A 20899-nucleotide genomic window follows, 5' to 3' on the forward strand; every position below is an offset into this window, starting at 1 on the left:
GCACGGATCGACATCCGCCTCTACGCTCGCCCTGGGAGCGCTCCCCCAGGCCGCCGCGTCGGGCTTTCCGGGCAGGTTCACGACGGGCACCGTCCGATCACCATCAAGCGATGGGACCTTCCCGTATGTTCTCGATTCCCCGCCCGTCCCGGCGGCACCTGCTCGTCGGCGGCGCGGTCGGCGCGCTCGCCCTGGCCGCGACGGCCGTCCTGCCGTCGCCGAACGCGATGGCCGCGACCGGCTGTGCCGTCACCTACACCACCAACTCGTGGCCCGGGGGCTTCACCGCCACCGTCGCGGTGAAGAACCTCGGCGACCCGGTGAGCAACTGGACGCTGGGCTTCACCTTCCCCGACGGGGGCCAGCGCGTGGTGCAGGGCTGGTCGGCCACCTGGCAGCAGAGCGGCTCCTCGGTCACCGCGCGCAGCGCGGACTACAACGGCGCGCTCGGCACCGGCGCGAGCACCACTGTGGGCTTCAACGGCTCCTGGACCGGGTCGAACCCGAACCCCACCTCGTTCACGCTCAACGGCACGGTCTGCACCGGCGGCACCGGCACGCCCCCGCCGAGCACCCCGCCGCCCAGCACGCCCCCGCCGCCGACCACTCCCCCGCCCACGACGCCGCCGCCGACCGGCACCACCCCGGTCGCGATCAACGGCCAGCTCCAGGTCTGCGGGGTCAACCTCTGCAACCAGTACGGACGGCCGATCCAGCTGCGCGGCATGAGCACCCACGGCCTGCAGTGGTTCGCCAACTGCTACACCGACACCTCGCTCGACGTGCTGGCCGACGAGTGGCAGGCGGACCTGCTGCGCATCTCGATGTACGTGCAGGAGCAGGGCTACGAGACCAACCCGGCCGGCTTCACCGCCCAGGTGAACACGCTCGTGGACAAGGCCGAGGCCCGGGGCATGTACGCGCTCATCGACTTCCACACGCTGACCCCCGGTGACCCGATGTACAACCTGGACCGGGCCAAGACGTTCTTCGCCAACGTGTCGGCGCGCAACGCGGCCAAGAAGAACGTGATCTACGAGATCACCAACGAGCCCAACGGGGTCAGCTGGTCCACCATCCGCAACTACGCCGAGCAGGTCATCCCGGTGATCCGGGCCAACGACCCGGACGCGGTGATCATCGTCGGCACCCGCGGCTGGTCCTCGCTGGGCGTGTCCGACGGCAGCAACTCCGACGAGATCGTGAACAACCCGGTGCGGGCGCAGAACATCATGTACACGTTCCACTTCTACGCCGCCTCGCACCAGGACAACTACCGCAACGAGGTGCAGCGGGCCGCCTCCCGGCTGCCGCTGTTCGTCACCGAGTTCGGCACCGTCACCTACACCGGCGACGGCGCCGTCGACGTCGCCAGCAGCAACGCCTGGCTCGACCTGCTCGACCGGCTGAAGATCAGCTACGCCAACTGGACGTTCTCCGACGCCCCCGAGGGTTCGGCCGCGCTGCGGCCGGGCACGTGCGCGTCCGGCTCGTTCAGCGGGACGTCGGTGCTGACGCAGTCCGGCGCGTACATGCGCGACCGGATCCGCACCCCCGACAACTTCCCGACCTCCTGACCGGGCGGCCGGCGGCGATCCTTCCCCTTCGGGTCGCCGCCGGTCAGCCCTCGATCAACCCGGCCCGGCGCCACAGCAGCCGGCCCGGCCCGGCCACCAGACCCAGTTCGGTCAGATGCTCGGCGATCCGCTGCGCCGACCAGCGCAGCGTGGCCCGCCAGTGCGGGTTGGCCCGCGCCGCGGCGTGACCGGCCGCCGGGTCGATCCCGACCGACGCGTACGCCCACGGGTGCACCAGCCGCCGCGTGATCGAGTACGCGGCCCGCCCGATCACCAGCCGCGCGTACGTGAGCGCGACCGGCCCGGCCGCCTCCACCTGCCGGGCCAGCTCGTCGCGGGCGAAGCGCACGTGCCGGGCCTCCTCCACCACGTGGATGCGCGACACCATCCGGATCAGCGGCTGCAACGACTCGTCGGCCATGATCTCGCGCTGGAACGAGTCGAGGATCTCCTCGGCGATCAGGATGGCCGCGTACATCTGCGGGCCGGTGGCGGTGGCCTTGAGCCAGCGCCCGAGCAGGTGGTCGACGGGCTCGGCGCGGTAGACGGGCGCGCCGGTGGCCTCGATGAGCCGGCCGAACATGATGGAGTGCCGGCACTCGTCGGCGACCTCGGTCAGCGCGTACTGGGCGTGCCGGCTGGTCGGATCCGCGTCGTAGTAGTGCCGGATCAGCATCTGCATGAGGATCGTCTCGAACCAGATCCCGGCGCTGGCGGCGCTGGCCACCTCGTGCTTGGTCAGCTCGACCCGCTGCTCCTCGGTCAGCCCGTCCCACAGTGGCGTGCCGTAGAGGCTGCTGCGCGACGGCGGCAGCCAGTACGCGCCGGGCACTGGCGGCGCCGACCAGTCGACGTCCACCAGGGGGTCGTAGCTGGTACGCACGGAGGCGGTGAGGAGGCGGGCGGCTACCGCCTCGCGCGGGAATCCGGCCATGACCCCTCCATATTGACGTAACTTCCAGTAACTGTTACGAGTGGTAGCATGCGACGCACCACCACCGATGTCAATGGCCCCGACCCCTCGCCGGAGCCGTCCCCGCCACGGTCCGGAGGGCGGCGTGACCGCTGGGCGGAGCACCGCGAACAGCGCCGCCAGGAACTGATCGCCGCCGCCGTGCAGGCGCTGCTGCGGCACGGCCCGAACGTCGACATGGACCAGGTCGCGGCCACCGCCGGGGTCAGCAAACCGGTGCTCTACCGCTACTTCGCCGACAAGGCGCAGCTCTGGCTCGCGGTCAGCGAGGTGGTCGCGGCGCGCGTGGTGGCCGCCGTCGCGCCCGCCGTGGAGCAGGTCCGCGAGGAGCGGGCGCTGGTCGAGGCGACGATCGACGCGTACCTGAGCGTGGTGGAGTTCGAGCCCTCGCTCTACCGGTTCCTGGTGCACGAGTCCGGCCATCCCGGCATCCAGCAGGTGGTCGCCGGCACCAGCCGGCAGGTGGCCACCGGGCTGGCCCGGGTCATCGGCGACCGGCTGCGCGCGCTCGGCCTCGACGCCGGGCCGGCCGAGCCGTGGGCGTACGGGCTGGTCGGGTTCGTGCAGGCGGTCGGCGACTGGTGGACCACGCACGGGCAGCCGATCCACCGGTCCGCGCTCACCGAGTACCTGACCACGCTGCTGTGGAGCGGCATCGAGGGGGTCCGCCGGGGCGCGGACCTGCCGCCGGAGCTGACCCGCGCGCACGAACGGATCGACAGGTGACCTGGCAGGGCACGGCCGAGATCGCCGGCACCCGGGTACGGCTGCACGCCGGCGGCCGGTTCGAGCCGGTCGACGGCCGCTACCACTGGGCCGGGCGCGTCGAGCCGGAGCCACGCCTGGTGCGGCTGCTGCGCTCCGGCCGCCGCGACGTGGAGATCCGCATCGGCGAGCGCGTCACCCGGGCCCGGCTCACCGAGGTGGACCCGTGGGGCGGGGTGCGCATCACCGGCGTCGGCACGCCTCCCTGGCCCCCCGAGGAGGAGTGACACGTACGGTGAGGGGATGACACCGACCGCCACCGTGCTGCTGGTCTTCGGCCGTGGCGTGGTGGCCGGCGACGACGGCTACCGGCTCACCGCCGAGAGCGTCGCGCGCACCGAGGCCGCGGTGGCGTACGTCCGCGCGCACGCCGAGGAGTTCCGCCGCGCGCCCGGCGCCCGGGTCGTGTTCACCGGCGGCTGGCCGCACGGCCCGGCCGGGGCGCCCGGTCCGCCGCCCGGATTCCGGGAGGGCGAGCTGATGCGGGCGCTGGCGCGCGAGGCCGGCCTCGACGCGTACGCCCGGTCGGCGGCCGAGACCCGGTCCCGCACCACGCTGCAGAACCTGGCGCACACGGTGCAGGACGGGCTGCTCGGCGCGGCCGAGTTCACCGCGCGGCGCCCGCTCGGGCTGGTCACGCACCCGTGGCACCTGCCCCGCGTCCGGCTGCTCGCCGCGCGCGTGCTCGGCCTGTCCGGCCCGGCGCTGGCCGACGTGCCGGTGACCGCGCCCGAACCGGTGCCGGCCCGGCGTGAGCGGGCGGTCCGGGCGCTCAGCCGGCTCGGCTATCTCGGTGTGCGTACCCCGGAGGCGTCGCTGCGCCGCGAGCGCGCGCTGAGCCGCGCGGCCGACCGGATCGGACGCCTCACGCCCCGGCGGTGATTCGCGGTCGCGGGCCCGGGGTACGACGCTCCTCGATCGACCCGGCGGACCGTGCCGGCGGGCGAGTCCACCCCGGGAGGTCCAGTGATCGTGCTCGTGCCCGTGTACCGGCCGGGTGACCGGCTTCCGCCGCTGGTCACCGACCTGCGGGCCGCGCTGCCCGGGGCGCGGGTGCTGGTCGTGGACGACGGCAGCGGCCCGGCCGCCGCCGGGGTGCTGCGCGCGGCCCGCGACCGGGGCGCCGAGGTGCTGCGCCGCCGGGTCAACCGGGGCAAGGGCGTGGTGCTGCGCACCGGTTTCCGGTACGCCGCCACGCGCCACCCGGGACACGACGTGACCTGTGTGGACGCCGACGGTCAGCACCGCGTGGAGGACGTGTGCCGGGTGGCCGGGCGGATGCGCGCCACCGGCGCGATGACGCTCGGCGTGCGCCGCTTCGACGGCGAGGTGCCGGCCCGCAGCCGGTTCGGCAACGCCGCGACCCGGGTCGCGTTCCGGCTGGCGACCGGCCGGGACGTGCGGGACACCCAGACCGGGCTGCGGGCGTACCCGGCCGGGCTGCTGGACTGGCTGGTCACCGTCCCCGGCGACCGCTTCGAGTACGAGATGGACGTGCTGCTGCGCGCGGTGGGCGCCGGGCTGCCGGTCGAACAGGTGGACATCGCCACCCGCTACCACGCGGACAACGCGGGTTCGCACTTCTCCGCGCTTGCCGACTCGGTGCGCATCTACCGTCCGCTGGTCGGCTTCGCCGCGGCCCGGCTGACCGGCGGTGCCCACCCGGAGCGCATCCCGGACACCGCCGTCACGACGTCGCGTCCCACACCTGCGACTCGAACTCCCTGAGCTGCTCGCGCAGCGACGGCGGGCACGTGGTGCGGTACGGGTGACCGTCGTCGGCGGGCACCGCGCGGACCATCTCGTCGATCAGCTCCTGGGGGTCGCGCTGGTGGCCCAGGTAGTCGCCGAAGTCAGGGCGCGGCAGCAGCGCGGTGGACTCGTCCCACCACTGGGACATGGTCTCCACGCCGGTGTCGTTGTAGCCGGTCCGGTACGGGCCCGGGTTGATCACCGCGACGCGCACGCCGCGCGGTTCCAGCTCGCCCTTCATGGCCCAGGCGAGCGCCTCGATCGCGTGTTTGGTGGCGGCGTAGACGCCGATGAACGGCCGGGTTCGTACGCCGACCGCCGAGGACACCCAGACCACCTTGYCGGCGCCCCGGGCCAGCATCGGCGGCACGAGGTCCTGTGCCAGGTGCAGGTGGCCGAAGACGTTCACGTCGAACGAGCGGCGGACCCGCTCCATCGGGATCTCCACCACCGCGCCGGCCTCCTGCAGGCCCGCGTTGAGCACCAGGATGTCGACACGGTGGCGGGCGGCCGCGGCCCGGTCGGCCGGGTCGGTGACGTCCAGCTTGATCGCGTCCAGCGCGACGCCGGCCCGTTCGGCCTCGGCGCGCAGCTCGCGGACCTGCGGCCAGATCTGTGCCGCGGCGATCACGTGGTGGCCGGCGCGGGCCAGCCCGAGCGCCGCGCCCCGGCCGAGCCCGCTGCCGGCCCCGGTGATCAGGATGTCCGCCACCGGCTCAGCCCTGCCGGGCCTTCTGCCGCCGGTCGGACTTGTTCAGCACGAACAGCTTGCCCCGGCGCCGGACCACTATCGAGTCGGCCTTGCGCTTGAGTGCGCGCAGGGAGCTTCGGACCTTCATATCCGCTCCTTCGGTTCCCGCCGGTGTCCGTCCGGTACGGGTACCCGCCGCGGCGGTGCTCATGCCCGGTCCCGCGTGATCGCCACCGCTTCGCCGAGGTGGCGGCATCACCGTGTCCGGGATGCCGCCACCTCGGCGTACTGGCGTGCGGATCAGGCGGCCGTGCAGGGGCTTCCGTTGAGCGTGAACGAGCCGGGTTTACCGGCGTTGCCGGTGTGGGTGGCCTGGAAGCCGATGTCCACCGAGCCGCCCGGTGCGATCACCGGGTTGTAGGAGACGTTGCGGGCGGTCACCGCGCCGCTGGTGGGGCTGTAGGTGGCGTTCCAGCCGCCGGTGATCGTCTGGCCGCCCGGCAGCGTGAACGCGAGGCTCCAGCCGTTTATCGCCGTGGTGGACGTGTTGGTGATCGTCACCGAGGCGGTGAGGCCGTTGTTCCAGGCGTTCACCACGTACCCGACCCGGCAGGCCCCCGACGGCGGCGGCGTCGTGGGCGGCGGCGCCGTGGTGGGCGGGGGCGTCGTCGGCGGGGGCGTGGTGGGTGGCGGCGTGGTGGGGACGGCCGTGGTGGGCGGCGGGCTGGTCGGCGGCACGGTGTCCAGGCCGAAGAAGCGGATCGCCTGGGCCGCGTCCACCGGCAGGTTGTGCGTGACGCCCTGCATGCTGATCGCCTCGACGGTCGCGGTGCCGCCGGTGCCGCCGTAGCGGGTCCGGGTGTAGCCGGACTGCGGGCTGTCCGTGTAGTCGGGCGTCTGGCTCAGCCCGTGCACGTTCGTCCACTGGTCGATCTGCTCGCCGAAGTTCGGGTAGCGCAGCGTCTCGTCGTTGGTGCCGTGCCAGATCTGCATCCGCGGACGCGGGCCGGTGTAGCCGGGGTAGGCGTTGCGCACCAGGTCGCCCCACTGCTGCGGGGTCTTCAGCACCTGGCCGTTGGCGCACTCGCTGTTCCACTCCGAGCCGTTCGTGGTGGCGAAGCAGCCGAACGGCACCCCGGCGAAGGCCGCCCCGGCGCGGAACACGTCCGGGTAGTCGCCGAGCAGCACGTTCGTCATCATCGCGCCGGACGAGGTGCCGGTGGTGAAGATCCGCTGCGAGTCGACCGGGTAGCGCTGCCGCACGTAGTCCACCATGGACTTGATGCCCACCGGGTCGCTGCCGCCGTCGCGGCGCAGCGCCTGCGGTGAGGACACGTCGAAGCACTTGCTGCTGCGGGTCACCGACGGGTAGACGACGATGTAGCCGTACCGGTCGGCCAGCGACGCGAACTGGGTGCCGGAGTACATGGCCGGGCCGCTGCCGGTGCAGTAGTGGTTCACCACGAGCAGCCCGGGACGGGCCGCGACGGTGTCCGGGACGTACAGGTACATGCGCAGGTTGCTCGGGTTGGTGCCGAAGTTCGTCACCTCGGTCAGCGCGGCGGCCGAGGCCGGCCCGGGGACGGCGAGCGCCGCTCCGACGGCGAGCCCGGCGGCGGCGAGCGCCGCGCCGAGCAGCCGGAGTCTGCTCATTCTGGACAGCATGCTGTTCTCCTCGGTGGTGGGAACGCCGCACGGAGCGGCGTTCTCGCCGGCGAGGCGCCTGCGACGGGCGGCCCGGACCCTCGGAGACGAGATAGACAGTCGCGGATCGATGCGACTCGAATCGGAGTCTAGGCCGCGCCCGGCGGACGGACAACAGCCGCGGCCACCCGGCGGGCGCGGTCCGGGTGGGTGAGCACGTCCACGCTGTCGACGTACTGGTCCACCGCGCCGATCGGCGGCCGGTCGCGCAGCCGCGGGTCGGTGATCGCGGCGCGGAGCGCCTCGACGAAGCGGCCCGCGTCGAGCACCAGGAACGGCCGGCCGTGGAAGGGCCGGGCGGCCGGGTCCACCGGTGGCGCCAGCGCGACGTCGTTGGTCCAGCCGGCCACCGTCTCCAGCGCCCGGACCAGGCCCGGCTCGCGGACCGCCCACTCGCCCGGACCGAGCGCGGCGGCGAGCCCGTCCACCACCGGCGCCGCGCCCGGCAGCGTCGCGAACACCGTGCCGAGCCATTTCGCGTACGGGGGCCAGCGGCGGCGCAGCAGCAGCCCGAGGCGCATCAGGTCCCGGGCCAGCCCGGCGGCCACCACCCGGCTGCCCAGCTCGTCGCCGACCTCGGCGCACCGGCCCGCCAGGTGCTCGGCCTGCGCGACCCGCTGCCACCCGGACGCCAGCACGTGCCGCCACACGTCGTCCGGATACCAGGCCAGCGCGGCGCGGGCGGCGGTGAGAGCCCCGTCGAGCCCGTCGTGGAACACCGCTCCCCCGGTCAGCTCCGCCAGCCGCTGCGTCGGTGTCGCCAGCCAGTCCGCCACCGACATGCCGGCGCGCGGGTCGGCGCCCAGCCGGTCCCGCAGCCACGCGCCCAGCTCGTCCACGCTCACGCCGTGCCGGTCGCCGTCGGCGTGCACCGTGCCGAGCCGTACCGCCGGGCCGCCGGCGTACCGGGTCGGCCAGCCGAGGAACCGCGCCGGCAGGTCCGCGTCCAGCGCCGCCCGTACCGGCGCCACGTCGTGCGCGCTGTCCACGAAGACCTGGGTACGCGGACCCCAGTCGTGGTCGGTGGAGCGGGGCGTGTCGAGGCCGAGCAGCTCGGAGCCGCCGTCGAGCAGACCGGCGGAGTACCGCAGGCCGGGCAGCCGCCGCGCCAGCAGCGGACCCACCACCTCGTCGTGGAACCGGCGGGCCAGGGTCAGGCCGGGTACGAAGCTCACCCCGCCAGTCTGCGCATCCGGGGACCCGCGCGCGCCCGGGTTTCCGGTCCCGCGGTCGCCTCCCCCATCTCGTCAGAGGGCTGTGGAAGGCTTGTCGCCGTGGCACACCGACAGCCGATCCTCCTGATCGACTCCCCCAGCCTCTACTTCCGCGCCTACTTCGGCATTCCCGAGTCGGCCGCGAAGACCAGCGACGGCCAGCCCGTGAACGCCGTGCGCGGCTTCCTCGACATGCTCGCCCAGCTGGTCCGCACCCGCCGTCCCGACCGGATGATCTGCGCGATGGACCACGACTGGCGGCCGGCGTGGCGGGTGGAGCTGCTGCCGTCGTACAAGGCGCACCGGGTCGCGCCCGAGGGCGGCGAGGTCGTGCCGGACACGCTGTCCCCGCAGGTGCCGATGATCCTGGAGGTCCTCGACGCGCTCGGCATCCCGGTTGTGGGCGCCACCGGCTACGAGGCCGACGACGTGCTCGGCACGCTCTCGGTGACCCAGCCCGGCCCGGTCGAGGTGGTCTCCGGCGACCGCGACCTGTTCCAGCTCGTCGACGACGCGCGCCCGGTGCGGCTGCTCTACGTCGGGCGGGGCGTGGCCAAGCTGGACGACTGCGACGACGCGGCGGTGCGGGCCCGCTACGGCGTGCCCGCCGACCGGTACGCCGACTTCGCGGCGCTGCGCGGCGACCCCAGCGACGGCCTGCCCGGCGTGGCCGGGGTGGGTGAGAAGACCGCCGCCCGGCTGATCGACCGTTACGGCGGGCTCGACGGCATCCTGGCCGCGCTCGACGACCCCGGCTCCGGCTTCGCCCCGGGGCTGCGGGCCAAGCTCGACGCCGCCCGCGACTACCTGGCGGTGGCGCCGAAGGTGGTCCGGGTCGCCACCGACGTGCCGCTGCCCGAGCTGGACCCGACGCTGCCGACGTCGCCCGCCGACCCGGAGCGGCTGCTGGAGCTGGCGCAGCGCTGGAACCTGGCCGGGTCCTGCCGCCGCCTGGTCGACGCGCTGGCGGGCGACCGATCGTGATCAGTTGATCACGAAGGGCGGTCGGTGCTCCGGCGGCTCGGGAACTGGGCGCCGGGCTGCGCCAGCGTCGACCGGGCACGCAGGCCCACCGGGTCCGGCGCTGGCTCGGCGGCGACCGTCCGCGGCGCGTCACCGAGCCGCGAGCTGACGTACGCGGCCCCGGCCCGGTCGTCGTCCGACGGCGCGGCGAGCAGCGCGTAGACGAGCCCGACCACGCCGAAGACCACTGCCAGCACGATCGGCACCAGCAGTCCGCTCACCTCGGTGCCGGAGGCCGGGCCGCGGCTCTCGTGCAGGTGCACCGACAGCGCGCTCATGCCGGTGAAGTGCATGCCGTTGACAGCGATGCCCATGACCAGCGCCGAGGCGGCGATGGCGAGCCCGCGCCGGACGGTCATCGCCAGCCAGAGCGCGACGGTGGCGGCCACGATCGCGATGACCACCGACAGCGTCACCCGCAGCGGGTCGTAGCCGAACGAGCCGTCCAGGCGCATCGCGGCCATGCCGGTGTAGTGCATGGCGGCCACCCCGGCGCCGGTGAAGAACCCGCCGGCCAGCAGACGCGGCGCGGCGAGCCGGCCGGTGCCCACGATCGCCAGCCCGATGCCGACCGACGCCACCGCGATCGCGGTGCTGGCGGCCGTCAGCGGCACGTCGTAGCGGATCCGGGTGCCGGAGACGGCGAACCCGAGCATCGCCATGAAGTGCATGGCCCAGATCGCGGTGCCACCCAGCGCCCACGCGGCGAGCAGGCCCCACCAGGCGCGCTGGCCGCCGCTGGTGGCGGTCCGGATCCGCCCGGCGCAGACCAGTCCGAGCGCCGAGCCGAGCACTGACAACGCGTAGCTGAGCGCGGGTGTGATCCACCCGTACTCGAAGTGATTGATCTCGCCCACGACGCCCTTTCCTCACCATCGACGCAGCGCGACCCACGGCGCCCCGGGGCAATGATGGGATAGGCCCTGACCAGGGCATGCATCGACCCCCCGACAATTCGCGGGGTGTCAGCGCGGTGACGCAGCGATGCGTCGGTTTCCGGAGATCGGTGACCGAAAGTGACCGTTAGGCGGAGGCGTGGTAGGCCAGCACGCCCCGGTTGACCGCCGCGATGGCCTGCCGTGCGGTGCCGCGCAGCTCGGCCGAAGCGCCACCCGAGTCGGCGACCTGCCCGAGCAGGTCGACCACCTGTCGCGCCCACCTGACGAAGTCGCCGGCCGGCATCTCCCCGTCGATCTGGTGCCCGCTGGCGAGCACCTTGGCCAGCGCCTCGCCGCGCGCCCACCGGTAGATCGGCCAGGCGAACCCGAGATCCGGCTCGCGGGTCACCGCCAGGCCGCGCGCCGCCTCGTCGGCCTCGATGTCGCCCCACAGCTTGAGCGTCTCGTCGACCGCGTCGGCGACCCCACCACGCGGCAACGACGCCCGCTCGTCGACGTCCCGCCGGGCCTCGAAGACCACCACCGACACGGCGGCGGCCAGCTCCGCCGGGGACAGGCCGTCCCACACCCGGCGGCGCAGGCACTCGGCCACCAGCAGGTCCGCCTCGGTCCAGATCCGGGCCAGCATCCGGCCGGCGTCGGTGACCTCACCGTCGGCGGCCAGGTAGCCGCGCGCGGTGAGCAACGCCACGATCCGGTCGAAGGTACGGGCCAGCGAGCCGGTCCGCCCGGACACCCGCTGGCGCAGCTCCTCGGTGTCGCGTTCCAGCCGGCGCCGCCGCTCCGCCCAGCGGGCGTGCTCCTCCCGGTCCGGGCAGGCGTGACACGGGTGCGCGCGCAGCTCGACGCGGAGCTGGCTGAGGCGGTGGTCCTCCCCCGCCGCCTGACGGGACCGGCCACCCCGCCGGCCGCCGTGCCGGTCCAGGCCGGTGCCGCTGACCGCCGCCGCCAGGTCCCGCCGGGCCGCGGGCGAACGGTGGTTGAAGTGCTTCGGCACCCGGATGCGGGTCAGCACCTCCGCCGGGGTGGTGAAGTCACCGGGGGTGACCCGGCCGGCCCAGCGGTCCTGGGTGAGCACCAGCGGCCGGGGCTCGCCGAACCCGCCGGTGGCCGGGTCCAGCACCACCGCCAGGCCGGCCCGCCGCCCGGACGGCACCCGGATCACGTCACCGACCCGCAGCCGCTCCAGCGAGGCGACAGCCGCCGCCTTGCGCTGGCTCTGCCCCTGCCGGGCGATGGCGCGTTCCCGGTCGGCGATCGCCACCCGCAGCGCGAAGTACTCGTCGAAGTCGCCGTGGTGGCAGGCGGCCTCCGCGCCGTACGCCTCGATGGTCTCGGTGTTGCGCTGCACCTGCCGGGCCAGGCCGACCACCGACCGGTCGGCCTGGAACTGCGCGAACGAGGACTCCAGCAGCTCGCGGGCCGGCGCCGCGCCGACGCTGCCGACCAGGTTGACGGCCATGTTGTACGACGGCCGGAAGCTGGAGCGCAGCGGGTAGGTGCGGGTGGAGGCGAGCCCGGCCACGTGCCGGGGGTCGGTCTCCGGCGACCAGACCACCACGGCGTGGCCCTCGACGTCGATGCCCCGGCGGCCGGCCCGGCCGGTGAGCTGGGTGTACTCGCCCGGGGTGAGGTCGACGTGCGCCTCGCCGTTGAACTTGACCAGGCGTTCCAGCACCACGCAGCGGGCCGGCATGTTGATGCCCAGCGCCAGCGTCTCGGTGGCGAAGACGGCCTTGACCAGCCCGCGGACGAACAGCTCCTCGACGACCTCCTTGAACGCGGGGAGCATGCCGGCGTGGTGGGCGGCCAGCCCGCGCTCCAGCCCGTCGAGCCACTCCCAGTAGCCGAGCACGGACAGGTCCTCGCCGGGGATGGCGGTGACCCGGGACTCGACCACCCGGCGGATCTCGGCGCGTTCCTCCGGGGAGGTCAGCCGCAGCCCGGCGGCCAGGCACTGCTGCACTGCGGCGTCGCAGCCGGCCCGGCTGAAGATGAACAGGATCGCCGGCAGCAGCCCCTCCCGGTCGAGCCGGTCGACGATGTCCGGGCGCATCGGACCGCGCCAACGCGGGCCGCGCCGGCCGCCACCGGGGCCGGCGCTGCGGCCCTCGCCCAGCTCCAGCCGGCGCATCGTGTCCCGGGTGTAGCGCAGCAGCTCCGGGTGCACGTCGTGCTTGCGGGCCGCGTCGGCGTCGTGGAACAGGTCGAACATCCGCTTGCCGACGAGCATGTGCTGCCACAGCGGCACCGGGCGGTGCTCGGAGACCACCACGGCGGTCTCGCCGCGTACGGTGACCAGCCAGTCGGCGAACTCCTCGGCGTTGGAGACGGTGGCCGACAGCGACACCAGCGTGACCGACTCGGGCAGGTGGATGATCACCTCTTCCCAGACCCCGCCACGGAACCGGTCGGCCAGGTAGTGGACCTCGTCCATCACCACGTACGCCAGGCCCTCGAGGGTGGCCGAGCCGGCGTAGAGCATGTTGCGCAGCACCTCGGTGGTCATCACCACCACCGGCGCGTCGCCGTTTATCGCGTTGTCGCCGGTGAGCAGGCCGACCTGCTCGGCGCCGTAGCGGTCCACCAGGTCGTGGTACTTCTGGTTGGACAGCGCCTTGATCGGCGTGGTGTAGAAGCACTTGCGGCGGGCCGCCGGCGCGTCGCCGCCGGGCCGTCCGCGCAGCGCCAGGTGCACCGCGAACTCGCCCACCACGGTCTTGCCGGCGCCGGTGGGCGCGCAGACCAGCACGCCGCTGCCCCGCTCCAGCGCCTCGCACGCCTCGCGCTGGAAGTCGTCGAGATCGAACCCGAGATCCAGGGAGAATTCGTCCAGGGCCGGGAAGGCGGAGGCCTGCGCGGCCCGGCGGCGCGCCGCGGCGTACCGCTCGGCGGGGCTCGACATGGATCCAAGATTAATCGGTACGGCCGACGAGTACCGGTCAAGGCCATCCGGCAGGACGGTCGGAGCGGGTCGGTAGGGTGCACGACGTGCCGGACCGTACCGAACTGCCCCATGCCGCCAGCGGCGCCGACGACGTCGTGGGCCCGCGCCCGTCCCGCCGGCCCGTGGAGGCGGTGCTCTTCGACTTCCACGGCACGCTCGCCCAGGTGGAGGAGCCGCTGACCTGGGTGCTCGCCGCGGCGTCCGCCTGCGGCGTCGAGCTGGACCGGATCCGGGCCACGTCGCTGGCCGACCGGCTGCTCACCGCCGGGCGCGCGGGTGGCCCGCTGCCGGCCCGGGTGCCGCCCCGGCTGGCCGAGCTGTGGGCCGACCGCGATCTCTACCCGCAGGCCCACCGGGGCGCGTACACCGGGCTGGCCGAGACGGTGGACACCGGCATCGACGGGTTCGCCGACGCGCTCTACGAGCGGGTGCTGGTGCCCGAGGGCTGGGTGCCGTACCCGGACACCGAGCCGGTGCTCGGCGCGCTGCGCTCCGCCGGGGTGAAGGTGGCGGTGGTCAGCAACATCGGCTTCGACCTGCGACCGCTGTTCGCCGCCTGGGATCTCGACGGGCTGGTCGACGCGTACGCGCTGTCGTACGAGGTGGGGCGCTGCAAGCCGGACCCGGGCATCTTCCTGCGCGCCTGCGGGATGCTCGGCGTCGACCCGGAGCGCACGCTCATGGTGGGCGACACCCCGGCCGACGCGGGCGCGGTCGCGGCCGGGTGCGGGGTGCTGGTGCTGCCGTGCGCCGACGCCGGCCGCCCGAACGGGCTCGGCGCGGTGCTCGACCTGGCCGGGGTCGGCTGAGCGCACACCCCGCCAGCGGCGCGAACCCGTCCCGGCGCACCGGCTACGGTCAGGGGCATGACCGGTGTCCACCCCTTGCCGCCGCGTGCGCCGGGCCGGCTCGGCGGCGTCGCGCTGGTGCTCGGCGGGGCGCTGTCGGTGCAGTTCGGCTCCGCGCTGGCGGCGCTGCTCTTCCCGCGTACCGGGGTGGCCGGGGCGGTGACGCTGCGGCTGACCATCGGCGCGCTGGTGATGCTCGTGGTGTGCCGCCCCCGGGTGCGCGGGTACGGGCGCCGGGACTGGGCCGCAGTGGTCGCGTTCGGGCTGGCCCTGGCCGGCATGAACTCGATCTTCTACCAGGCGATCGAGCGGATCCCGCTCGGTCCGGCGGTGACGCTGGAGGTGCTCGGCCCGCTGGCGCTGTCGGTGTTCGGCGCGCGCCGGGCGGCGGCCTGGTTCTGGGCCGCGCTGGCGCTGGGCGGGGTGGCGCTGCTCGGGCAGGGCGGGTTCGACCGGCTCGACCCGGTCGGCGCGGCGCTGGCGCTGACGGCGGGCGCGATGTGGGCCGCCTACATCGTCTGCTCGGCGCGGATCGGCGCGCGGTTCCCCGGCGCGGACGGGTTGGCCCTCTCGCTGACCGTCGCGGCGCTGCTGACGCTGCCGTTCGGGCTGGCCGACGGCGGCGGTCGCCTCGCCGACCCGGTGGTGCTGGGGCTCGGTACCGGGCTGGCGCTGCTCGCCTCCGTGCTGCCGTACAGCCTGGAGCTGGCGGCGCTGCGGCGGCTGCCCACCGCGACGTTCGCGGTCATGATGAGCCTCGGCCCGGCGATCGCCGCGGTGGCCGGCTGGCTGGTGCTCGGCCAGGCGCTGCACCCGGTCGAGGTGCTCGCGATCGGGCTGGTGGTCGCCGCGAGCGCCGGCGCGGTCCGCGCCGCCGCCCCGTCCACCGCGCCGCCGCCCGTTCCCGGCCCACCGGACGCCGAGGGCGTGGCGGCGGTCAGCGCAGCAGCCGCAGCGCCGCCGGCACGGCCGTGACGGTCACCGGCAGGTCGAGGGAGCGTTCCCCGTCGGCGTACGAGGTGATGCCCTCGGCGGCCAGCTCCACCGTCCGCGCCCGGTAGACGCGCGCCAGCGGGTGCGTGACATGGGTGCCCCGGTAGATCTGCGGCTTGACCCGCATCAGCGTGCGCCTGTCGAACCGCCCGCCCACCACCACGTCCAGCAGGCCGTCGTGCGGGTCGGCGTCCGGGCAGATCCGCATGCCGCCGCCGTAGCTGGCCGTGTTTCCCACCGCGACCAGCACCGCGTCGACCTCCTGCGCCACCCCGTCGAGAACCAGCCGGTAGCGGCGTGGCCGCAGCCGGGCCAGCTCGACCACTATCGCCAGGTCGTACCGGCGCGGGCCGCGCGGCCAGCGCATCCGGTTGGCGCGTTCGTTGACGATCGCGTCGAAGCCCGCCGCGAGCACCGCGCCGAACCAGCGGTCGGCCTCGCCGCGCCGGGACAGCCGCGCCAGGTCCACCGACCGGGCACGGCCGGCGGCGAGCGCGTCGGCGATCACCTCGACCGCGGCCACCGGGTCGGCCGGGAAGCCGGTGTCCACCGCGAAGTCGTTGCCGGTGCCCGCCGGTACCGGCCCGAACGGCACATCGGTGCCGGCGACCGCCTGCAACGCGCGGTGCATCGTGCCGTCGCCGCCCACCGCGACGAGCGCCCCGGCGCCGCCGGCGACCGCGGCGTGGCACGCCGCCTCCGCCTCCTCGGGGGTACGCGCGCGCAGCAGCTCGACCGGGCGGCCCGCTCCGGCGAGGCGCTCCAGGATCCCGGGCAGCAGACCGCGGTGCCGCCCCCGGCCGGCGGTCGGGTTGGCGAGCACGGCGACGGGGCCGGGCGGGACACGATCGTGCGCGGTCACGGCGAGCACCGTACGGCACGGCTCGCGCGGCCCACCAGAGCCAGGTCAGCCGCGAACGGGCGGCACACGCCGACGGCGCCCGGCAGGGGGTGCCGGGCGCCGTGGCGGGGGTGGTTCAGGGAAGGTCGATCGGGCGCAGCACCCGGTCCACCGCGTGCGCGATCTGCTTGTTGCCCTTGTTGATGTCGTACCGCACCACCTTGGCGTTGCGGTCGCTGGTGTCGGCGTCGACCAGGCGCACCTCGCGGCCGTACCAGCAGCGCTTCACGTCCACCTCGACGGTGGCGCCGAGCGCGGTGGTCAGGTCCGCGCCGTCCGCCTTCAGCGCCGCCTTCCGGTCGATCGTCGCGCCCGGCACGACGTGGTAGAGCAGGACGTCCTCCACCGTGTCCACGCCCAGGCCGGCGACCGCGTCGAACGCGGCCTTCTCCCCGGGCAGCTTCTTCGCGGCGGTGATGTCCCGGACCAGCTCGCGGAACGCGTAGTCGTTCGGCACGAACGCGGTCAGCGCGACGGTACCGTCGGTGAGCACCTTCACCGGCGAGTCCGGCTTGGCCTGCAGCACCGTCAGGACCGCCTTGGTGAGCACGTCGAAGTCCCGCGAGTTGCGGTCGAAGCCGCTCTTGTCCGCGGTGAGCACGGCGGCCAGCGACCGCGTGCCCGGCTGCTTGGCGCCGGCCCGGGCGGGCACGGCGACGGCGGTGGTGGCCACCGCCGCCGCGGTGGCGCCCACGGCCAGCCGGGCGGCGAGACGAGCGATGTTCATCGGGGAGCCTTTCGTCGAAGCGACCAGGTCCGTGACTGTCGTCACGACCAATGCTTCGCCCGCACCGTCCCCGGTGGATGCAGCCGGATCGATGGTGTTTTCGCGGCCGCCTCAGCGCACCACCAGCCGCTTGCTCACCGACGGCACGCCGTCGCCCTTGACCTTCAGCGACCAGTCCCCCGCCGCGCCGAGCGTCACCACCGTCTCGGCGGTGCCGTTGGCCTCCGCCTTCATCTCCGCGACCCGCTTGCCGTCGGGGTTGAGCACGTACAGCGTCCGGGCCCCGGCGGTCTTGTTCGTCACCTTGAACGCCAGCTTCTCGCCCGGCTCGGCGATCAGGGCGTCCACCCCGGTCATCGCGTCGTCGGTCAGCTCGATCGTCACCGACCGGTCGTAGGCCACCTCGGCTGCGGCGCTGGCCAGGTTGCCGTCGTCGGACACGGTGATCTTCGTACGCACGCCGTCGCCCTGCCGGCCGGGCTTGCAGGCCACCTCGTACGTGCCGGTCTGCAGCGAGGCCCGCAGGTCGCCGGTACGGCCCGCCGGCACGTCCGCCACCTCGGCGATCACCTTGGTGAAGGCGTCGCCCTCGCGGCCGTAGACGTAGACCCCGGTGGCCTGCTGACCCCGGTTGGTCACGGTGAACGTGACGGTGCCCGGGGTGAACAGCGTGGTGGTGACCTCACAACTGGTGTCGGTGGCGGTCACCGGCACCTGCTGGCCCTTCGGCGCGGGCTCGTCGTCACCGCAGGCGGTGAGCGCGGTGGCCGCGCAGAGGACGGTCAGGACGGCGGCGGTACGGCTCTTCATCGGGTTCTCCGGAGCGCAGGTCAGACGGACTGACCGGAACGGGGCGCCGACGCACCCCGGCACACCGCCCGGGGGGCTCGGCGGAGTCAGCAGAGTCTAAGCGCGTACGGCGTCGCGGCAAGGCCCGAGGGCGGCCCGATGTGCCGCGCACCGGGCGGTCCGCGGGACCGGCATGATGGCGGCATGCGGCTGGTCTCCCTGCTTCCCTCCGCCACCGAGATCGTGTACGCGCTGGGTCTCGGCGACGACCTGGTCGGCGTCACGTTCGAGTGCGAGGTGCCCCCGTCGTACCGGGCGGGCACCACTGTGGTCGTCGGCGGCCGGGACACCCGGGGCATGAGTCCCGGCGACATCGACGCCTACGTCAAGGCGCAGGTCGCGGCCGGGGCCGACCTGTACACGCTGCACGCCGGGGCGCTGGCCGGGCTGGACCCGGACCTGATCCTCACCCAGGACCTGTGCCGGGTCTGCGCGCTGCCCTCGGGCCGGGTCGCCGACGCGGTGGACCACCTCGGGTGCCGGGCGGAGGTGCTGTCGCTGGACCCGTACACCCTGGACGACGTGCTGGAGTCGATCCGCGCGGTGGGCGCGGCGGCCCGGGTGCCGGACCGCGCCGAGGCGCTTGTCGACGGCCTGCGCGGCCGGCTCGCGGCGGTCCGCGCGGCGGTGGCCGGCCGGCCCCGGCCCCGGGTCGCGGTGGTCGAATGGGTGGACCCGCCGTTCGGCGCCGGGCACTGGATTCCCGACCTGGTCGACGTGGCCGGCGGCGAGCCGGTGGGCACCCATCGCGGCGCCCGGTCCGGCCCGACCACCTGGGACGCCCTGCGGGCCGCCCGCCCCGACGTGGTGCTGGTCGCGCCGTGCGGCTTCCGTCTCGACGGCGCGGCCGAGCAGGCCGCCGGCGTGGCCGGGCACTTCCCCGGCGCGCAGGTGTGGGCGCTGGACGCGGACGGCCTGATCGTGCGCGCCGGCCCGCGCCTGGTCGACGGCGCCGAGACCATAGCCGCCATCCTCCACCCCGACGCGCTCCCCGCCGCCGCTCCCAACGCAGCCCGCCGCATCACCTGACCCCCCGGCCCCGGCCCGGCCCCGGCCCCGGCCCCGGCGATCTTGCACTTCCTGCCCGGGCAAAGTGCGGAAACCGGTCATCCGAGGGGCAGCAAGTCCATGATCAACGTGAGGGCGGGCCGTCGCGCGGGCATCGAGTTCAAGGTCGGCGGAGGGCACTCGGCGCGGCGGCGAGGGGCGGCTGCGGAAACGCGGACGCCGCCCCCGTGCGATGGGGACGGCGTCCGGGTGAGCGGGGTCGGTCAGGTCATGTCGTCGTAGCGGCGTTCGATCGGCTTCGGGGCGACGACGGGCTCGGGCGCCCCGATCGGCTCGGACGCCTCGATCCGGCCCCCGGCGGGCACCGGCTCGGTCGACAGGTCCAGCGGTGACACCTCGTCGTCGGCGATGCCGGCGTAGACCTCACGCCCGCGACCGCGCCGCTTGTCGTTGATGAACGCCACCCCCACCGCGGCGAAGTAGAGCGCGCAGAGGCAGATCGCCAGCGCGGTCATGCCGAACGGGTCGGGCGTCGGCGTGACTACGGCGGAGAACGCGAAGAACACGAACACCGCCACCCGCCACCAGCTGAGCAGCCGCTTGGCGCTGGCCAGGCCGACGAAGTTGAGCATCAGCACGATCAGCGGGAACTCGAACGCCACCCCGAACAGCAGGATCAGGTTCGTGACGAACCCGACGTAGCGGGTGATGTCGAGAGTGGTGGTCACGTCGCCGCCGCCGGAGACGTTGAGCAGGAACTCCAGGCCCTTGGACGTGACGAAGTACGCCAGCACCGCGCCGGCCGCGAACAGCGGGGCCGCCAGCGCGGTGAAGAAGTACGCGTACCGCCGCTCGTGCCGGTGCAGGCCGGGCGCGATGAACGCCCAGAGCTGGTAGAGCCAGATCGGCGCGGCGATGATCAGGCCGACCCAGAGGGCCACCTTCATCTGCAGCAGGAACAGGTCGGCGGGACCGAGCTGGACGAAGTTGCAGTTGCCGTCGATCAACCGCGCCTTGGGCAGGTCGCAGTAGGGCTTCTGCAGGATGTGCAGCACCGGCCCGGACAGCCAGACGCCGAAGCCGAAGCCGACCAGGATCGCCAGCGACGCGCGGAACAGCCGGTTGCGCAGCTCACGGATGTGCTCCATGAGCGTCATCGAGCCGTCGGCGGCCCGCGCGAAGTTGCTCGGGCCGCGCTTCTTCAACCCGAAGGCCACGGTGGTTGGGGCCCTCTCGGATCAGTTCTCGCGGACGCGCTGCACCGGGTCGGCCGGCGGCGCGACCGGCTGCTGCGGCTGCGGCGTGTACGGCTGCTGCTGCGCGTACGGCTGCCCCTGCACCGGCTGCTGCGGCGGGAGCGGCTGGTAGCCGGCCTGCGCGTCCGCCTTCTCGGCGAGGTTACGGTCGTCGTCCTGCAGGCTCTTGGTCTCGGCCTTGATGATCCGCAGGGATCGGCCCAGCGAGCGGGCCGCGTCGGGGAGCCGCTTCGCGCCGAACAGCAGGATCAGCACGACCACGAGTACGGCGATGTGCCACGGCTTGAGGGCACCCATGGGAAGCTCCAGTCGCTCTGTGTCGGTGAGGGTGGGTCGCCGCCCATCGTACGTGCGTCGCAGCGGCTTGCCACCCCGGTGGGCCTGCTGGTGCGGGCCCGATCGGTGAAGTTTCGACCAACCCGAAGTGTCCCGTCAACCGTCCAGGTCCGCGCATTTCTGCGCGCAACCGCCCGGTTACGCGCAAACGACGCTCACCGGGCCGGGGGCCCTCGATCAGTCGCCGCGCTTGGCCTTGATCAACGTCATCCGCTCCTGCGCGACGACGATCCGTTCCTGGAGCGACTCGGCCCGCGCCTGCAGCTGTTCGGCGGCGGTACGCAGCGACTCCGCCTCGGCCGCCCGGCGCTGCAACGCCAGCGCGGAACGGCGCAGCCCGGACAGGCGGCTCACCACCGGACGGACCGCCAGCGCCAGGACGACAAGCGCGAACAGCACGACTCCGAGCACGATCCACTTCACCACGGCGGTCAGC

General features: G+C 74.2%; 22 protein-coding genes. 9 read left to right on the top strand and 13 right to left on the bottom strand.

Translation table 11 applies throughout. The features are described from left to right. The first annotated feature begins 125 nt into the window (after window positions 1–125). Window positions 126–1577 carry a cellulase family glycosylhydrolase gene (locus A8711_RS27300; RefSeq protein WP_043324338.1) on the top strand — a complete coding sequence of 484 codons (1452 nt, stop codon included), beginning with the start codon at window positions 126–128 and terminating at the stop codon, window positions 1575–1577. Between the two features lie 43 nt (window positions 1578–1620). Here the strand turns inward: A8711_RS27300 and A8711_RS27305 are convergent, their stop codons facing one another. Continuing rightward, window positions 1621–2511, bottom strand: a complete 891-nt coding sequence (locus A8711_RS27305) for a diiron oxygenase (protein WP_069089781.1) — start codon at window positions 2509–2511, stop codon at window positions 1621–1623. Between the two features lie 48 nt (window positions 2512–2559). Here A8711_RS27305 and A8711_RS27310 point away from each other — a divergent pair, with 48 nt between their 5' ends. The 4 genes from A8711_RS27310 (at window position 2560) to A8711_RS27325 (ending at window position 5043) form a co-directional block, all read left to right on the top strand. Beyond that, window positions 2560–3276, top strand: coding sequence for a TetR family transcriptional regulator (locus A8711_RS27310; protein WP_030504073.1), 717 nt, complete (start codon window positions 2560–2562; stop codon window positions 3274–3276). Beyond that, entirely contained in the window at window positions 3273–3542 is a 270-nt protein-coding gene (locus A8711_RS27315) for a DUF4873 domain-containing protein (protein ID WP_069089782.1), read from the top strand. Before A8711_RS27310 ends, A8711_RS27315 begins: the two co-directional genes overlap by 4 nt. Before the next feature lie 16 nt (window positions 3543–3558). Beyond that, the gene (locus tag A8711_RS27320) at window positions 3559–4197 is read left to right on the top strand and encodes a YdcF family protein (protein ID WP_069089783.1); all 639 of its coding nucleotides are present in this window, start codon (window positions 3559–3561) and stop codon (window positions 4195–4197) included. A 90-nt stretch (window positions 4198–4287) separates the two neighbouring features. Beyond that, complete coding sequence (locus A8711_RS27325) at window positions 4288–5043, top strand: glycosyltransferase family 2 protein (protein WP_233607657.1); 756 nt, start codon at window positions 4288–4290, stop codon at window positions 5041–5043. Here the strand turns inward: A8711_RS27325 and A8711_RS27330 are convergent. The 4 genes from A8711_RS27330 to A8711_RS27345 all read right to left on the bottom strand — a co-directional run bounded on the left by A8711_RS27330 (window position 5003) and on the right by A8711_RS27345 (window position 8637). Beyond that, window positions 5003–5779, bottom strand: a complete 777-nt coding sequence (locus A8711_RS27330) for an SDR family oxidoreductase (RefSeq protein ID WP_069089785.1) — start codon at window positions 5777–5779, stop codon at window positions 5003–5005. The two genes, A8711_RS27325 and A8711_RS27330, sit on opposite strands and share 41 nt — an antisense overlap. 4 nt (window positions 5780–5783) lie before the next feature. Beyond that, window positions 5784–5906 (bottom strand): ribosomal protein bL36, encoded by a 123-nt coding sequence (locus A8711_RS27335; protein WP_043324353.1) that lies wholly within the window; start codon window positions 5904–5906, stop codon window positions 5784–5786. A 152-nt stretch (window positions 5907–6058) separates the two neighbouring features. Further along, window positions 6059–7423 (bottom strand): PHB depolymerase family esterase, encoded by a 1365-nt coding sequence (locus tag A8711_RS27340; RefSeq protein ID WP_043324356.1) that lies wholly within the window; start codon window positions 7421–7423, stop codon window positions 6059–6061. Window positions 7424–7551: 128 nt separating this feature from the next. Beyond that, entirely contained in the window at window positions 7552–8637 is a 1086-nt protein-coding gene (locus A8711_RS27345; protein ID WP_069089786.1) for a DUF4037 domain-containing protein, read from the bottom strand. 99 nt (window positions 8638–8736) lie between these two features. Here A8711_RS27345 and A8711_RS27350 point away from each other — a divergent pair, with 99 nt between their 5' ends. Then, a complete protein-coding gene (locus A8711_RS27350) occupies window positions 8737–9660 on the top strand; it encodes a 5'-3' exonuclease (protein ID WP_064446090.1) in 924 nt (307 codons plus the stop codon). Window positions 9661–9668: 8 nt separating this feature from the next. Here A8711_RS27350 and A8711_RS27355 read toward each other — a convergent pair whose 3' ends face one another. After that, window positions 9669–10556, bottom strand: a complete 888-nt coding sequence (locus A8711_RS27355; protein WP_064446091.1) for an MHYT domain-containing protein — start codon at window positions 10554–10556, stop codon at window positions 9669–9671. Window positions 10557–10722: 166 nt separating this feature from the next. Further along, a complete protein-coding gene (locus A8711_RS27360; RefSeq protein ID WP_064446092.1) occupies window positions 10723–13503 on the bottom strand; it encodes an RNA helicase in 2781 nt (926 codons plus the stop codon). A gap of 86 nt (window positions 13504–13589) precedes the next feature. Here A8711_RS27360 and A8711_RS27365 point away from each other — a divergent pair, with 86 nt between their 5' ends. After that, window positions 13590–14354: an HAD family hydrolase gene (locus A8711_RS27365; RefSeq protein WP_043330167.1), complete on the top strand. Its 765-nt coding sequence runs from the start codon at window positions 13590–13592 to the stop codon at window positions 14352–14354. Window positions 14355–14411: 57 nt separating this feature from the next. Continuing rightward, the gene (locus A8711_RS27370) at window positions 14412–15368 is read left to right on the top strand and encodes a DMT family transporter (RefSeq protein ID WP_064446093.1); all 957 of its coding nucleotides are present in this window, start codon (window positions 14412–14414) and stop codon (window positions 15366–15368) included. Here A8711_RS27370 and A8711_RS27375 read toward each other — a convergent pair. From A8711_RS27375 to A8711_RS27385, 3 genes are all read right to left on the bottom strand, one after another. Beyond that, window positions 15331–16257 (bottom strand): diacylglycerol kinase, encoded by a 927-nt coding sequence (locus A8711_RS27375; protein ID WP_069089787.1) that lies wholly within the window; start codon window positions 16255–16257, stop codon window positions 15331–15333. The two genes, A8711_RS27370 and A8711_RS27375, sit on opposite strands and share 38 nt — an antisense overlap. 106 nt (window positions 16258–16363) lie before the next feature. Further along, window positions 16364–17014 (bottom strand): fasciclin domain-containing protein, encoded by a 651-nt coding sequence (locus A8711_RS27380; RefSeq protein WP_176722893.1) that lies wholly within the window; start codon window positions 17012–17014, stop codon window positions 16364–16366. 111 nt (window positions 17015–17125) lie between these two features. Next, a complete protein-coding gene (locus A8711_RS27385) occupies window positions 17126–17824 on the bottom strand; it encodes a hypothetical protein (RefSeq protein WP_064446096.1) in 699 nt (232 codons plus the stop codon). 183 nt (window positions 17825–18007) lie between these two features. On the opposite strand from A8711_RS27385, the gene A8711_RS27390 reads away from it, so the two are divergent. Continuing rightward, a complete protein-coding gene (locus A8711_RS27390; RefSeq protein ID WP_069089789.1) occupies window positions 18008–18892 on the top strand; it encodes an ABC transporter substrate-binding protein in 885 nt (294 codons plus the stop codon). A gap of 242 nt (window positions 18893–19134) precedes the next feature. On the opposite strand, the gene tatC is transcribed toward A8711_RS27390, so the two are convergent. The 3 genes from tatC to A8711_RS27405 form a co-directional block, all read right to left on the bottom strand. Beyond that, the gene (tatC, locus tag A8711_RS27395; RefSeq protein ID WP_043324366.1) at window positions 19135–20088 is read right to left on the bottom strand and encodes a twin-arginine translocase subunit TatC; all 954 of its coding nucleotides are present in this window, start codon (window positions 20086–20088) and stop codon (window positions 19135–19137) included. Between the two features lie 21 nt (window positions 20089–20109). Next, the gene (gene tatA / locus A8711_RS27400; protein ID WP_043324368.1) at window positions 20110–20424 is read right to left on the bottom strand and encodes a Sec-independent protein translocase subunit TatA; all 315 of its coding nucleotides are present in this window, start codon (window positions 20422–20424) and stop codon (window positions 20110–20112) included. Between the two features lie 216 nt (window positions 20425–20640). Next, window positions 20641–20889, bottom strand: coding sequence for a hypothetical protein (locus A8711_RS27405; RefSeq protein WP_043324371.1), 249 nt, complete (start codon window positions 20887–20889; stop codon window positions 20641–20643). Window positions 20890–20899 lie beyond the last annotated feature (10 nt).

This window comes from Micromonospora sp. II, from assembly GCF_001709195.1.
Classification (GTDB): Bacteria; Actinomycetota; Actinomycetes; order Mycobacteriales; family Micromonosporaceae; genus Micromonospora; species Micromonospora chalcea.